Source organism: Mycoplasma testudinis ATCC 43263, assembly GCF_000687795.1.
In the GTDB taxonomy this organism is placed as follows: domain Bacteria; phylum Bacillota_I; class Bacilli_A; order Mycoplasmatales; family Mycoplasmoidaceae; genus Mycoplasmoides; species Mycoplasmoides testudinis.
Genome location: NZ_JHXT01000001.1, coordinates 71,512 through 86,694, shown reverse-complemented (window position 1 = coordinate 86,694; position 15,183 = coordinate 71,512). Strand labels below are relative to the sequence as shown.

General features: G+C 32.1%; 14 protein-coding genes and 1 tRNA gene. 8 read left to right on the top strand and 7 right to left on the bottom strand.

Going from position 1 to position 15,183, the window contains the following annotated elements:
* Positions 1 to 23 precede the first annotated feature (23 nt).
* Both T384_RS0100340 and T384_RS0100335 read right to left on the bottom strand, forming a co-directional pair.
* A complete protein-coding gene (locus tag T384_RS0100340) occupies positions 24 to 470 on the bottom strand; it encodes a nucleoside 2-deoxyribosyltransferase (protein WP_027119366.1) in 447 nt (148 codons plus the stop codon).
* Between the two features lie 81 nt (positions 471 to 551).
* Complete coding sequence (locus T384_RS0100335; protein ID WP_027119365.1) at positions 552 to 983, bottom strand: OsmC family protein; 432 nt, start codon at positions 981 to 983, stop codon at positions 552 to 554.
* 214 nt (positions 984 to 1,197) lie between these two features.
* Here T384_RS0100335 and T384_RS0100330 point away from each other — a divergent pair, with 214 nt between their 5' ends.
* Positions 1,198 to 3,843 (top strand): hypothetical protein, encoded by a 2,646-nt coding sequence (locus tag T384_RS0100330; RefSeq protein ID WP_027119364.1) that lies wholly within the window; start codon positions 1,198 to 1,200, stop codon positions 3,841 to 3,843.
* A gap of 55 nt (positions 3,844 to 3,898) precedes the next feature.
* Here T384_RS0100330 and T384_RS07205 read toward each other — a convergent pair whose 3' ends face one another.
* The gene (locus tag T384_RS07205) at positions 3,899 to 4,054 is read right to left on the bottom strand and encodes a hypothetical protein (RefSeq protein ID WP_156933091.1); all 156 of its coding nucleotides are present in this window, start codon (positions 4,052 to 4,054) and stop codon (positions 3,899 to 3,901) included.
* 207 nt (positions 4,055 to 4,261) lie between these two features.
* Positions 4,262 to 4,338 (bottom strand) — tRNA-His (locus T384_RS0100320).
* Positions 4,339 to 4,500: 162 nt separating this feature from the next.
* Between T384_RS0100320 and T384_RS0100315 the strand changes: the two genes are divergently transcribed.
* The 5 genes from T384_RS0100315 to T384_RS0100295 all read left to right on the top strand — a co-directional run bounded on the left by T384_RS0100315 (position 4,501) and on the right by T384_RS0100295 (position 9,802).
* Positions 4,501 to 5,868, top strand: coding sequence for a dihydrolipoyl dehydrogenase family protein (locus tag T384_RS0100315; RefSeq protein ID WP_027119363.1), 1,368 nt, complete (start codon positions 4,501 to 4,503; stop codon positions 5,866 to 5,868).
* A gap of 269 nt (positions 5,869 to 6,137) precedes the next feature.
* The gene (locus T384_RS0100310; protein WP_027119362.1) at positions 6,138 to 7,499 is read left to right on the top strand and encodes an APC family permease; all 1,362 of its coding nucleotides are present in this window, start codon (positions 6,138 to 6,140) and stop codon (positions 7,497 to 7,499) included.
* Positions 7,500 to 7,557: 58 nt separating this feature from the next.
* Positions 7,558 to 8,265, top strand: a complete 708-nt coding sequence (locus T384_RS0100305) for an MFS transporter (protein WP_027119361.1) — start codon at positions 7,558 to 7,560, stop codon at positions 8,263 to 8,265.
* Positions 8,266 to 8,435: 170 nt separating this feature from the next.
* Positions 8,436 to 9,224: a hypothetical protein gene (locus tag T384_RS0100300; protein WP_027119360.1), complete on the top strand. Its 789-nt coding sequence runs from the start codon at positions 8,436 to 8,438 to the stop codon at positions 9,222 to 9,224.
* 35 nt (positions 9,225 to 9,259) lie between these two features.
* The gene (locus T384_RS0100295) at positions 9,260 to 9,802 is read left to right on the top strand and encodes a hypothetical protein (RefSeq protein ID WP_156933090.1); all 543 of its coding nucleotides are present in this window, start codon (positions 9,260 to 9,262) and stop codon (positions 9,800 to 9,802) included.
* Positions 9,803 to 9,806: 4 nt separating this feature from the next.
* On the opposite strand, the gene trmB is transcribed toward T384_RS0100295, so the two are convergent.
* Both trmB and trmL read right to left on the bottom strand, forming a co-directional pair.
* Complete coding sequence (gene trmB / locus T384_RS0100290; protein WP_027119358.1) at positions 9,807 to 10,469, bottom strand: tRNA (guanosine(46)-N7)-methyltransferase TrmB; 663 nt, start codon at positions 10,467 to 10,469, stop codon at positions 9,807 to 9,809.
* Complete coding sequence (gene trmL / locus T384_RS0100285) at positions 10,469 to 10,990, bottom strand: tRNA (uridine(34)/cytosine(34)/5-carboxymethylaminomethyluridine(34)-2'-O)-methyltransferase TrmL (protein WP_052663373.1); 522 nt, start codon at positions 10,988 to 10,990, stop codon at positions 10,469 to 10,471. The genes trmB and trmL overlap by 1 nt, the downstream gene beginning before the upstream one ends.
* Before the next feature lie 49 nt (positions 10,991 to 11,039).
* Here trmL and ispH point away from each other — a divergent pair, with 49 nt between their 5' ends.
* Positions 11,040 to 11,957 carry a 4-hydroxy-3-methylbut-2-enyl diphosphate reductase gene (gene ispH, locus T384_RS0100280; RefSeq protein ID WP_027119356.1) on the top strand — a complete coding sequence of 306 codons (918 nt, stop codon included), beginning with the start codon at positions 11,040 to 11,042 and terminating at the stop codon, positions 11,955 to 11,957.
* A 9-nt stretch (positions 11,958 to 11,966) separates the two neighbouring features.
* A complete protein-coding gene (ileS, locus tag T384_RS0100275) occupies positions 11,967 to 14,666 on the top strand; it encodes an isoleucine--tRNA ligase (RefSeq protein WP_036498588.1) in 2,700 nt (899 codons plus the stop codon).
* Here the strand turns inward: ileS and T384_RS0100270 are convergent.
* Positions 14,663 to 15,040, bottom strand: coding sequence for a hypothetical protein (locus T384_RS0100270; protein ID WP_156933089.1), 378 nt, complete (start codon positions 15,038 to 15,040; stop codon positions 14,663 to 14,665). The genes ileS and T384_RS0100270 overlap by 4 nt on opposite strands.
* Between the last annotated feature and the right edge of the window lie 143 nt (positions 15,041 to 15,183).

Below are 15,183 nucleotides of genomic sequence, written 5' to 3'. Positions count from 1 at the left end.
CAATGGCATTAAACTGCGTTAATTTATTTTAATAATTCTTTTAATTTGTCAATAGCTTCATCAATGCTAAAAACCAAGTGGCCATGTTTTAAGATTCCCCCAAGAACATAATGGTTCATACTGTAAGAAGGGATATTGTAACGATTAGCATCTTTCAAGCGAATATCAGAATTGATGCAGATAATAATTGGTTTTTTAGGAGACATTATAGCGATCCCTAGTTCAACCAAAACTCCTGGATCATCATTTGTCATGTCCGCTATAAAAATGTCTGAGTCTAGAACGGCTGCAGTATCGCCTTCATAGATTTTTTGAGGTGATGGCAATGTCGACTTATCTTCATTAAAAGGCTGTTCAATAGGATTAAAAACTTCCAGATTATTAAATGTAGCCCTTATTTTTTTAGCATCTAATAAACGTTGAGCAATTTCAGCCTCATTAAACAAACTACCGGCTAAATATAATTTCATAACAATCTCCTAAAAAACGCTGCTGTGTACAGCTGTTTAGTTATCTTTAGATTTTTAAAAATTTTAATTTGTAAAAATGAATTATTTAAGTTTTTTTCCATTTACTTTTAAAAAAGCGAAGTGGCTAGCTTTTAAAAATTGAGCATATGGACAATAATCTTCTGCTTTTTTTACATATATTTCTGCTTGCTCTTGAGTTATCTTTTTAGAAAATACAACATCTAATCCGGTTTGTAATTTAAAACCTGATTTTTTTGAAAAATGTAATTCCACGACAGCCCTAATTTTAACAGCCGGAAGTTTGATTTTTATTTTTTCAAAGATTTTGGACAAAGATTTACCAAAACATAATGCGAATCCAGCAGCTAATAACTGTTCTGGGTTTTGATCCTTCAATTTTAAGGGAATTCCTTTTTTGTCTTTTAAAAATCCAGAATAGGTTCCAGCCCCAATTTGGACGCGATAAGTATCACTTGCTTTTGTTTTGGCATCGACAACATAAACTTTACTCATAATGAAATTTCCTGTCTTTTTTTGTTTGAATTTTATAACAAAACTAGGTTCGATCCACTACAACAATATAAACTCAATACGATTTCGGATAACCAGAATCTGGTAGATTTTGGGTATTTTATTTATAATTGTAGACAATATAAGGAATACACTTTATTTATTAAACCTGATTTTGGTTGATCTTTTTATTAAATCTACTTAGAAAGTTATAAATATGAAAAAACGCCATTTTAACCTTAAAACATGAGCCATCACTTGAACCGTATTAGGGTCTGTTGGATTATTTGTTCCTGTTGTCATGGTTTTAGACGCTCGTTTTGATGAAAATTCAATTTTGATTCCTGAAAAAGGGCAAAATACTACGCAAAACGACAATACACCAGCCCAAACAACAAGCCAACTCATTCAATCTTATTACAAAAGTATTCATGATAATGTTGCATTAGCTAATTCAGTTGATCAAGCATTATTTCCATCAAATCCCCGTTTTTCATCAATTTCTTCTGTTGCTCAATTAAATGGTTTTTTAACTAACGAAACAAAAATTCCTAATTTACCTGCTGAATTAGTTGGTATAGTTAATGTTAAAGTATCGGTTTTACCCGCTAATGATGATTCTGGAATATTGCAAATTAAAATTATCCTTCAAGAATCTGGTGGTGCCAATTCACCATTTAAAACGGACGGTGAAATCGGTACATCAGATAACTCCGGAAAAACAATAAGCATTACCGGATTCAGAAGTGTTGATAACTTAGCAACACAATGATATACTGCTGTAGCGCAAGTTTTTGCTAACAATACAATGGTAATTAATGATAATGGAAAAAACATTACCAGCCAAGAAGTTGGAGCTAATATGAATATTATTGCTTCGAGTGCTTCTTCAGATGCAGCAAATGCTATCAATCAGTTTGCTTCGTCACAAATTCCGAACTTTCCTTTACAACTTGCTAATACTGGATTCAAACCAGTGCTTTCCAATATCACACCAAATGATGACGGTTCGCTAGGATTTAAATTGTCAATTGTCGATGCAAAAAACAATCCGGTTGGTGTTTCGGTTGCTGGTCACACAACAGATACAGGATTAAATTTAACACTTACAGGTGCTAAATCTGGTTCTGTGTTTACTTTTCAAAATTCTATTTCGATTACTGGTTCTCAAGTTGGTGATCCTGGTAATTGGTACCGCTGGAGAATCAACATTCCTGGAGTTAGTACACCAATTCAAGCCCAATGGTATTTACAAGCAATTGTGCATTATGGCTATACTCAACAATTTATTGATCAGATTGTTGATCAAATGAACGCCACTAATGAGCTTACAGCACATCCAAATGGTTATATTGTTACGTTCAACCCGTTGACTACAACTTCAGACTATAATACTGCGACACAGTCACAATTTAGTTATAGTCAAGATGGTTCAACATTAGTTGCAGGAGGACATGGACCTGCTGGATCTGAAGGTAGTCCTGCTGCTGGCAGTAATGGTATGACTGATGCTTCAAAATTCAACGGCATTGAAGGAATTAGAACCGAACTAAATAATCTTTTATCGCTTTCTACATTCCGTTCTTTAAGTGCAAATAACCCTTACCAAACCGCAGGAGCTGATGGCTCATCTATTGTTAATCAACAATTAAGCCAAAATTATTATGCTCAAGTTGGTACAACTTACCCACTTGTTTCTGGTTCAGATGAAACCCAAAAAGTACCAGTTCAGTCTTCATTAACAACTTCATCAACTTTAGATAATATCAACGCATTAATTTCTACTAAATTGCCGCAACTACCAGCTAATTTTGGAATTCAATCTGTTCTAACGCCAGATAATGATCGTGGAAATCTGAAAGTTAAATTGGTTTTAACGACAACTACGAATGGTGTAACAACTTTCTATAATACTAACGGAACAACTGCTTCAGATGTTAATTCTGCAGATGGTAAAACATTTGAAATTACTGGATACAATACACTTTCTGTTGCATCAATTTCTTATTATGGTGCAATTAATTCTTTTGCTAAATCATTTGCTAACAAAACGTCTGAATCTATGCAAACGATTGTTGCCGCATTACAAGCAGCGAATGCAGCACCAAATGTTACTGGTGCAACTCCAAGTTCACCAGTGATTGATGCGTTGAACAAATACTCACCAACTGCTTTAACACAAGCTTACGGTCAAGTGATTGATGGTGGATACAAATTAAATATTTCGAATATTGTCAGAAATTATGCGACTAACAGCATAACATTTAATTTGCGAATTGTTAACGATCAAGGTACACCAATAAATGCTACAACTGGGCTTGCAGATTCGTCTTATGCAGGGGTTAATTTCACGATGACTAATGTCGTTTATGATAAAAATAATTTTGCATTAATCACACCTAATGGAGCCCAAGGAATTGATCAAGCAGGAATTCGCACATGACAAATTAATTTCCCGGAATTAAATACTGTGCAATTAGTTACTTGATACTTACAAGCAATTGTTGCTCATGGTAAAACAGCTGAATTTAAAACCCAATTGCGGGGGTTATTCCAAAATAACGACAATAATTTTGCAAATGGTCCCTCACGTAACGTTTACAGAGTTTCCTTTAATCCTACCATCATTAATGCTAGCACGCAAATCCCAGAATTTAATCCTAACGGATCAACTTTAATGCTTGGTGGACACGGCCCTTCAAATTCCAATCAAGGATATCCTGGACATAATGGTATAAATGGTTCTTGAAAACTTGCTAATTTTGCAGGAATGGAAACTGAACTAGACGGTCTATTTGCCTCAGCAACCATTAAAACCGTTACTGCTGGTAATCCCTTCGCCGCAGTTCCCGCCGCCGCATAATAAAAAATCTGGTTGTCAAGAAAAAAAGACGTGAACAAAATCGCGTCTTTTTTCTTTATAAATCTTTTTCTTTTTTAAGAAGTTCTAAGTCATCCAAAACAATTTGTAATGTACTTGCAATCATCGAGCGATCAAGAGGTTCAAACTCATTATCAGCTCATCCTTTTATTTTTTCAACGATGTGAACTATTTTTTCAAATCTTGTGGCCATTTTATTTCCTTATGTATGATGAAAAACTTTAAAATGTTTAATCAATTTTATCAGTTTATATTCGTTTAGAATAAATTAACGTTTCAGTTAACTTCTATTATTAATGAAAAGCGACATTTATTTTCAGTTTAAATTTATTATTTAAATTTGCCAAGTAAAACCCCCATTTTCACACTTTAGGAGAACAATGGGGGGATATTTTAAAAATGGGGCGATTAAAGGGATTTGAACCCTCGCGTGCCTGAGTCACAGTCAGGTGTGTTAGACCGCTTCACCATAACCGCCATATTCGCGTATACGCGCCTATATATTATAAAAGACTTATCGTTTTTTTTCAAAAATATTGAACCAAAAAATAATAATTGAGCATATTTGTTTTAATTTAGCGATTAAAAAATAGAATTATAGCGTTTTAAAATACTATTCGAAAAAGCAGGAGCTTATAAATGAAATACGACGTAATTATAATGGGGGCTGGACCAGGAGGCTACACGCTAGCTTTACAGCTTGGTGCTAACAATAAAACTGTGTTATTAATTGAAAAAGAACGATTTGGCGGTTCATGCGTTAACCGGGGGTGTATTCCAACTAAGATGTTAGTTAAACACGCCCGATTATTATCACAATTAAAGAGTGCTGACCGCTACTCTTTAAAAATTGGCGAAGTTTCTTATGACTGAGATAAGATTCACCAAAATGTTTTGGGTGTTAGCAAAACTTTAAATGGCGCGATTGAAGGTCAATTAACCGCCATAAAAAACATTACTATTGTTCACGGCGAAGCTAAATTAGAAACTAAGAACACAGTTAGTGTTGAAGATAAAACCTATGAAGGCGATAAAATTGTTATTGCTACTGGCGCAACTAGCCGGTTATTGAAAATCAAAAACGCTGATGTGATGCGCCAAAAAAATCGCTTAATTACTTCAACTGGTGGCTTACGTTTGGAAAAGCTTCCTAAATCAATTACTTTCATTGGGAGCGGAATTATTGGTGTTGAATTTGCTAACATTTACCGTTCTTTAGGGATTGAAGTTACACTTGTTGAAATGCAATCAGCTTTCTTTGGTAACTTCGATCATGAAGTTGCAGCCCAATTACGTTCTAGTTTAGAAAATAAGGGAATTAAAATTCATACTGGGGTTGATGTTCGAGAATTTGATGATGCAGGAAACCTTGTTTGTGTAATTGATGGCAAACCCCAAACTTTCACATCTGATTTATATTTTGAATCAATTGGCCGTGTTGTCGTTGATAAACCTTACAGTCACATTACATGACTTGACCGGAACGAACGCAATAATCTTAAAGTAAATAATAATTTGCAAACTAGCGAACCAAACATTTATGTTTTAGGTGATACGTTAGGAACTATTCAATTATCAAGTGTGGCTTATAAAACTGCAGATATGATTGCAAGTCACATCTTACATGGGAAAGAACAAGCAATTAACTACGGGGTAACTCCAGCATGTATCTATGGTCCAAAGGATTTTGCTTTTGTTGGAGAATCTGAAGAAAAATTAATTGCTCGCAAAGCAAATTACAAAAAAATTATTTTGCCTGCTGCTAAATTACCAAGAGCACATGCCGAAATCGATATTCAAGAAGGTGTTTTTAAAATTTTAGTAGATAATAATTCAAATAAGATTTTAGGTGCATGAATTTATCTTAACGATGGTTCTTATATTATTAACCAAATTGCTCAAGCCATGGCTAATGATTTAACTGCAGATCAAATTGTTAAAATTCCGTTTACTCACCCAACTTTTAATGAAGTTTTATACTACGCTTTAAGAAGTTACGGACTTTAATCTAAACGCTTATTTTTTTCTAAGACCACGTTGCAAAACGTGGTCTTTTTCTCTCTTTATTTTTAAAAATTAGGGTTTTTAAAAAAATAATTTCATTATTAAACTCTTTTTTTGTTTGAGCGCTATAATAGTTATCGAATACTATGAATAACTTTTTTCGAATTTACCGTTATATTTTATTTTCTGCAGCCTGTACATCCCGTAAATAGTTGCCTTTAGTGGCTGTTTTTTATTTTTAAATCGGGAATATTTTTTATACATTTCATCTTATGAAACAACTTTTACAAAACAAATTGTCTTCACGACAATTTACTTCATTTGTCATTAATTATGTCGCAGGTCTTGGTTTTATTACCACAATTTCAAGTGTAGTTAATCTTGGCCCTTATGGTTTACTTGTTATTTTAATTACAGCTTTTATTACTTTAATGGTGGCATTAACATTTTCGCGTTTGACTAATGCTTTTTCAAAAAGTTATGGAGGTTCTTATGCATATGCGCGAAAGTCCTACGGCCGAAAATTAACTTTTTTTGTTGGCTGAAACCAATTGATTCGAACTCCGATTTTGACAGCAACAGCACCTTTATTTTTGGCTGATGCTTTAGCTGTTGTTGTCACAAATTCCCAAGCCGTTTTAGGAATTCGGATTGGCTCAATTTTATTTTTTATTTTACTTGTTTTGATTTCTACCCAAGGCTTAAAACTTAACAAGAAAGTAATTTTATTTAGTGGAATTATTAAATGGATTATTTTATTTTTAGGATTATTAATGGGTCTAATTTTAGCTATTTCTCAAGGCCACATAGCCTATCATATTAATTTTAATAATACTACCCAAGTAAGTGTTTTAACCATTTTCAGTAACGTAATTACGTTTATGTTTGCATTTGGTGGAATTGACGATACGGCCACGATGGTGGCTGATGTTAAAACTAATAATTTTCGTAAGATCTTGATGTTTGCTTTTAGCTTTATTTTGGTTTTATATTTTTTTGGCTATATTGTGATTATGGGATTAAATATCGGACCAAAAATTCATAATTTTAGTGAAGTTTATCAAATTTTAACTGGTTTAACAGGTGTTATTATTTTTGTGATTGGATTAATTTTTAACGGAATTTCGTCCACAATTGGTAGGAGTATTGTTGTGGCAAGAAAAATCCTACCATTAGCTGAGGATGGCTATTTGCCGAAATTATTTACTAAAACAAATAAATCTGGCGAACTTCGCAATGGGATTTGATTTTCAACTTTATTAACCATTATTGCCCTTCTTATTTTCTGACTTATTCCGTTTTTATTACATTTGGAAGATTTTTTTGGCGTAGTTATCCAAATTGGTGTAATCTGCTTTTTTTGGCAATATACATTTACAATGCTTAGCGCCATTATTCTTGAACGAAAGAAATTGATTTCCAAAATTCCGTGAGTTGAAAAAGTTGGATATTTTTTAGCTATCTTGCTTATGCTTGCAGCTTTACTGTTTTTTTGTTTCCACCAATTACGGGTAATCCTTGAACTAGTAAAAACACTGTTATTATTGTTGTCTACGTTGTCTTTATTGGAGTTGGTTACATTCTGTATTTTTTCCGTTATCTGCACGATAAAAAAATTATCAAAGCGAATCTAAAATCATCTTCATAATTTAAAATAGTAAAATGTAACCATATCAAAACAAGGAATAAAGTATGAACGAAAACCAAAATAACCAAAACAGACAAGTTCGTCCTCCGTTTAATCGTTACCCCGAAAATAATTATAAAAATCGTGAGCCATTGGAAAAGCGACCTCAAGCAGAACCAGAATATCGTGAACAACCAAATTATGATCGGGAAAGATTTACTAATCCACCAATACAGCGCGATTATCCTAATCGATCACATTCTTCAAATGAGCCTGCTTATGCTAAAACTCCTAATAGTCCAGAAGATTTGCCTGAAAGAAATTTAAAACCAAATAAATATTCAGAAGAAATTTCAGATCAAGCAGCACTAGATAGAAAAGTTCGCCACGCAAGAACAAGCGCTGGATGATTAATTGGTTTTATGATTTTTAGTTTTGTTATTTCCGTTGTAGGCATCATTTTAGCTGTCATCGGGATTTCACAATTCTTTAAATTTGTGACTGGAACATTTCCCACTCAAACGGTTACGTTTGGGCCAATAGGTATTCCGTTATTCCTTGTTATTGGCGTTGTGTTTGTTGCTTTGTCTGTCTTGTGATCAATTTTTAATTTCATTATTAAAATAGTAGCTACAGTTCAATCAGCACAACTTAAGTCATTTGACAAATGTGCTGGAATATACACTAATTTATTAGGTTTTGGAATTATTATTCCTATTCTTGCTTTTGCTGGTGCAATTGCTTTACTTTCACGAACCAAAATTGAAGAATAATTATTTAATTAGAAACTCCGATTAGTCGTACTCATATTATTAAAATTAATGAATAACTTTTGTTTTATTCGCTAATTTTAAATATGTCTAAAGTGATATAATATCCTAGCAATTTAAACCTCTTTTGGGTCAAAAGGAAAATTGGGCGTTTTGACGCCAAAATGTGAATTATGGATTCTGCATATATTTTTCGCTTGTCTTCTGCGTATACTGTTGTTTCTTCAATTGGGGTTGTGTTCATTATTATTATCGGAGTTCCCGAAATTATTCATTTGCGTCGTTCTAAAGATTCATCAGCGATTTCATTATCTTCATTTTGAATTTTTATTACTTCACTAGCGGTTTATTCTTTGTTTGGACTGTTAGTTACTAATATCGAAGTTGTCATAGCTGATTTTTTAGCAACCATTGTTTTTGGCGGACAAATGGTGATGATTGTTTTTTATAGTAAATCAACTCGTCTTAATAAAACCCAAAAGGTCATATCATATTCAATGATTGGATTTTTGGTTTTTATTAATACCCTTTTTATGGGGTTAATTGGTGGGAAAATATTTGGCGATACACCAGGAAAAATTATTTTAGCGATTCCAAATTCGGCTAATGTAGATGCTTTGAATATCTTGGGATTAATCGCAAATGTAGTTGGAGCTGTTTTGTTTTTAATTTCTTATTTTCCCCAAGTTATTTCTGGAATTAAAAAACGCAATTTACCATACATTCCTTTTTCGTATATGATTGTTGTGTTAATTTATAGTGCTTTGTGATCTTGTGCATGAGCAATTGAAATTGCTCAGTTTAATGCTTCAGGAAATACCTTAAATTTAGGAATATTTAGTTTTCAATTTATTATGCGTTTGCCGACATTTATTATGTGCTTGATCCAGTTTATTTTTTGGTTTATTCATCATTTTGAATTAAAGGCAATTACCGGAAAAAAACTTATTATTTGGTACTAAACCCAATTAAAATTATTATTATTCAAATCTTTTTTATGAAACGTTATCAAAGAAAATTTATTTTAAATACTTGCGCCGAAATTAACGCTTTCGATATTTTTTATAATTGTTGGATTTCAAACAAATATTCAGTTGAAAAAGTTCGGCTTTTTTGAAATACGGTTATCGGAAATACACATAAGTATTTTAAAAAAAATCCACAGGCTTTTAGTTTGTCAGAAAATGAATTAAATAGTTTACTTGAAAATCGTAACGACTTGATGGCTTTAAATTCACTTTTAAAAGAAATGCAAACTACTGAATTAACACCACCTTCAGTCAAAAAACTAGATGCCTTTTTGTCAATTAACAAAAATCTAGACGTAAAATTAGTTCATCTGCTTAAATTAAAACTGAAGATTTGAGATTTAGCTTTCCCCGACAACCCAATCATTGTTAATCGCGTAAAATTGCTAAAAAATCTTGGTCCTTGAAACGATGCCATTCCGACCGCTGCAAACTTAGATCTGGACAAAAATTTATTAAAAGAAATAAAAGACAATAATCCCTATTTATTAGCAATAACGTTAGAGCAATAAAAAATTACTTAAATCTAAAAATTATTTTATTGATATTTTTTTGTTTTTTGATGAAGTTATTTTCATATTCGGTAATAACATTATTCGCGAGTAAAAGATCGTTCTTATTAAGAGCATGTAAATCTGTAGTTTTTGCAATAACTTGGACGTTTTGTTTTCTTTCTAATTCTTCTAAACAAAAGGAAAATAAATCATCGTTATCAGTTTTAAATTCAACTGTGGCACCTGTTTTTAATAAGTTTTCATAAATAGTTAAAAAATTTAGGTGGATTAATCTTCTTGCAGCGTGACGTTTTTTAGGCCACGGGTCACTAAAATTTAAGTATAGTTTTTCAAAACTATGAACTGCAAAATAATCTAATAGCTTGTTAGCGTCGCCTCATGCAAGAGCTAAATTATTTAGTTCAAAATCACTCTTTTCATATTTTATTAAGGCTTTTTTGATAACTGTAGGAAACTTTTCAAGACCGATAAAATTAATGTCAGGATTAGTTCGAGCTTGATTTCAAATAAAGTTTCCTTTTCCACTACCAATCTCTAAATAGTATGTTTTATTAGAATTCGCAAATCATTTTTTTAAATCTGCTTTTGCATCATTATCAAATTCATGAAAATAATGGCTTTTTTGGCACTTTTGTAATGCCTGTGGATCACTTCTTAAACGCATTATAAAACTAAATCCTTGAAATTGTTTTGTCGCCAAACTTCGTACATTAAAAGTACAACACTATTGCTTAAATTTAAGCTGCGTAATTCCTTGGCCACAGGTATTCTTAAAGTTTTGTCATTATATTTCTCAAGAATATTAGCGGGTAAGCCTTTCGTTTCTTGTCCAAAAACTAAATAAATTTCGTGATCATTTTTGATTTGAAAATCAATTTGATGCGGGTTGTGTTTTCCTGATTTAGTTAAAAAAAATATTTGGTCGTTTTGATTAACGATTTTTAAAAATGCATCAAAGTTGTCGTGTTCTTGTAATTCCGCTTGTTGTCAATAATCAACTGCAGCGCGGACCATTCGCTTATCATTGAGAAAAAAACCATAAGGTCGAATTAAATGTAATCGAGCATTAAAAGCAACGCAACTCCGGGCGATATTTCCAGTGTTGTAAGGGATTTCTGGTTGATATAAAACGATGTTTAATTTTTTAGGTTTTGGTGTTTGTGTGTGAGTAAAGTTATTTTCCATAGAAAATAATTATAATAATGGATGTCTTTACTAAAACAATAAATTACAAATGGAATTAATTAAAATCAATCCCCAGGGTTTTTGCAGTGGTGTTATTAACGCCTTCGCAATAACTAAAAATGTAGTAGCTAATAATCCCAACAAGAAAATTTATATGATTGGGTGACTGGTTCATAATGAATATGTAGTCAAAGAAATGACTCAATTAGGAATTATCGTCTTAGATGATCGCAAAGAAGATCGCAAGAAACTTGTTTCAAAAATTGATCCATCTGGTGAGCCAATTGTTATTTTTTCAGCTCATGGAACAGACCCGAAAATTATTGAATATGCTACCAAAAGAGGGTTGCGAGCAATTGATGCTACTTGTGTTTATGTAACTAATACACATGACATCATTAATGAAAAGTTAGCAACAGGTCACCAAGTTTTATATATTGGCGTAAGAAATCATCCCGAAACAGCAGCGGCTCTTTCGTTAAACCCAAAAATTAAACTTTTAGAAACACCAGAAGATGTCGCGAAGTTAGATATTAAGGATGAAAAAATATTTATGACTAATCAAACAACCATTTCCATTTACGAGTTTTATGGAATTATTAAATCACTTCGAAAGCGTTTTAAAAATATTGAATGCAAAAACGATATTTGCAATGCAACGAACGAACGACAAGAAGCGTTGATGTATCATTTGGACAAAAACATTAGTGAAGGATTGGATTTAGTTATCGTAGTAGGTGATAAAAGGTCTAATAATTCTCAAAAATTAGTAAGTATTGCCAAAGAAAAAAATGTAGAATCATACCTATTATCTCATGTGGCAGACATTAATCCAGAATGGTTTAAAAATAAGCAACGTGTTGGAATTACAGCCGGTGCATCTACACCAGATTATCTGACAGATGAGATAATCAAAGAAATTTGTAAAAAGTTTAAAGCAACTTTGAAAATTTCGAAAGAATTATAGGTAATAAATATGGACTTTAAACAAACCTTGATTACACCTAAAACTGAGTTTGACATGAAAGCAAACTTAGCCCAAAAAGAACCTTTAATCCAAGCGCAATGATTAGAAAAAAAAGTTTATCAAAAACGGTTAGAAAAAAACAAATCTAAACCTAAAAAAATTCTTCACGACGGACCACCGTATGCTAATGGAAACATTCATGTTGGTCACTCAGTGAATAAGATTTTAAAAGATATTATTGTTCGCTTTTGATTAAGCCAAGGATTTTATTCTGAATATATTCCCGGATGAGATACACATGGTTTGCCAATTGAACACGCCATCTCTGTAAAAACTGAAAACTATAATTCTCTTAGTGTTCAACAAAAGCGTGATTTATGTTTACAATTTGCAAAAGAACAAATTGCAATCCAAAAAAATCAATTTTCAAAATTAGGTCTAGCAACTGATTTTTCAAAATGCTATTACACTTTTGAACCAGAATTTGAAGCGCGACAATTGAACGTCTTTAAAAAGATGGTATCTAAAGGTTTAATTTTCCAAGATTTAAAACCAATCTATTGATCATCATCTTCCAAAAGTGCATTAGCTGATGCCGAGGTAGAATATCGCAACATAAAAGCTCCGAGTGTTTTTGTGAGTTTTGATGTTGTTAGTGAAAATCATGCGACGATTTCAAAAGGGACTAAACTTTTAATTTGAACAACGACTCCTTGAACCATCCCATCTAACCAAGCAATTTGTGTTAACCCTAATTTTACTTATGTTTTAGTTGATGTGGCTAATCAGAAGTTTGTTGTTGAACAATCATTATTAGAAAAAGTTGCGGGGATTATTGGTTGAGTTGAATATAAAGTTATTAAAACAATAAGTGGTCCTGAACTTGAAAATTTAAAATACCAACACCCCTTGTATCCTCAAAGAATTTGCCCAGTATTATTAGGGAATCATGTTACTAATGATGATGGTTCAGGATTGGTGCATACAGCTCCAGGATTTGGGATGGATGACTTTTTAGTATGTAAAAAATATGGAATAAAAGAACTTCTAGTACCAATTGATGATGCAGGATGTTTTGATACGTCTCTAAATGATTCTGAATTAGCTGGAAAATTTTATCTAGATGCTAATAAAGACATCGGAATGCGTTTAGAAAAGTTGGGCCACTTACACTCTTTGAAATTTATTGAACATACAGAAGCTCATGATTGACGAACTAAAAAACCCGTCATGTATCGGGCTACAAAGCAGTGGTTTGTAAATTTAGAAAAAATCCATAAAGACATTCGTGAAGCTTTAAAAAATGTTGAATTCCAAAGTGAAATCTATAGAAAGCGTATTGCGGACATGGTTACTTCTCGTCCAGAATGATGCATTTCTCGACAACGCGTTTGAGGGATTCCAATTCCAATTATTTATGATGAAAATAACGATCCAATTATGGATTCACAGTTAATTCAGAATATTATTAATTTATTAAGCAAACACGGGATTAATGCCTGATTTGATAAACCTGCTAGTTTTTTCTTAACAAAAAAATATGATCAGAACAAAAAATATACTAAAGAACAAGATATTATGGACGTTTGGTTTGATTCGGGATCTTCTTGAAACGTTCTTGAACGCAATGGTTTAGGCCATCGAGCGCATATGTACTTGGAGGGTAACGACCAATATCGTGGTTGGTTTAATTCCTCATTAATTTGTAGTGTTATTGTCAATAATGTTGCGCCATATAAACAACTAGTTTCTCACGGATTTACCCTTGACGAAAAGGGTTTAAAAATGTCTAAATCCGTTGGTAACGTAATTGATCCATTAGCAATTTGTCAAGAGTACGGGGCGGATGTTTTACGACTCTGAGTATGTTCTATTTACTATAATGACGATCACCGGATTGGTAAAAATATTTTGAGTCAAGTAGTAGAAACATACCGCAAAATCCGTAATACATTGTTCCGCTTCATTTTGTCGAATTTAAATGATTTTGATTTTAAACCGATTAATGAATACGAATTATCATTAGCAGATCATTTAGTTATTCATCGAGTGAATGTAACTTTGGACAAAATAGATGAAGCATTTGAAAAATACGATTTTTTGAATGTTGTTCGTTTAATGAATAAACAAGTTATTGAATTGTCAACTTGATATTTTGAACTCATAAAAGATAGTTTATATTGTAATCCAAAAGATAACGTTTCAAGAAAAGCAATTCAAGCTACGTTAAATTACATATTTGAGCATTTTTTGATTCGTTTAGCACCTATTTTACCGCACACATGTGAAGAAGCATATAGTTTTTATCAAGCCCCAAAGAAACTTGAAAGTGTTCTTTTGTGCGATTATCCAAGTAAAATTAAGATGCTTAGTTCAGTCAATTTAGATCAATTATGAAAAGATTTTAGTGCTTTAAAAGACGAAGTTTTTGCAAAAACTGAACTGGCCCGAAATCAAAAAATATTCCAAAAAAATAATGAAGCAAAAGTTGTTTTATCTAAAAAATATGAAACGCTAAAGCCGTTTTTATTTAGACGATTGAAAACATGATTAAATGTTGCTGAAGTTGAATTATCTAACCAAAATGATATTTTGGTTACAAAATCCGAATTTAAGCGCTGCGATCGTTGTTGAACTCATTATTCTGATAGCGAATTTGCAAATGACAAAATTTGTAAACGTTGTCACAATGTAATTAAAGCACTTTAGTGTGCGATACGAATTTGATCTCCATCTTTTAGATTAAGATAGTTTGCTAAATTAGGCGACATAATGAAAACATATTCACTATTTGGAATTGGTGAAACTATTTTATTAGGTTCTAATTTAACCATTTGAATAATATCTCATTTAACATTGCAATATACTGCAAGATACGTTTTTTTGAACAGAAAAGTTCCGGTGAATTTGCTTGAAAGCATTAAAAAGCATTTGTCAGTTTGGGTTTCGTTATCTAAACCACAGTACTCTAAGAGCATTTTTTCAGATTTGATTTTTCCGACTAAAATATTAGATTTAACAGAATTAATTACTAATTTTCGAATTGGATATGGTCCAAGCCTTTTGATGGCGTTCCGAATCATTTTGTCATAAAATTTTCGGCTTTTTTGTTTTAAAAATTCAATAAATGTTACCTCGAAGCTTTGAATCAACGTTAGATTTAATCTTTTATACTATATTATTTTATTAATTACTCTAAATTCTTTGTATAATTAATTACATAATA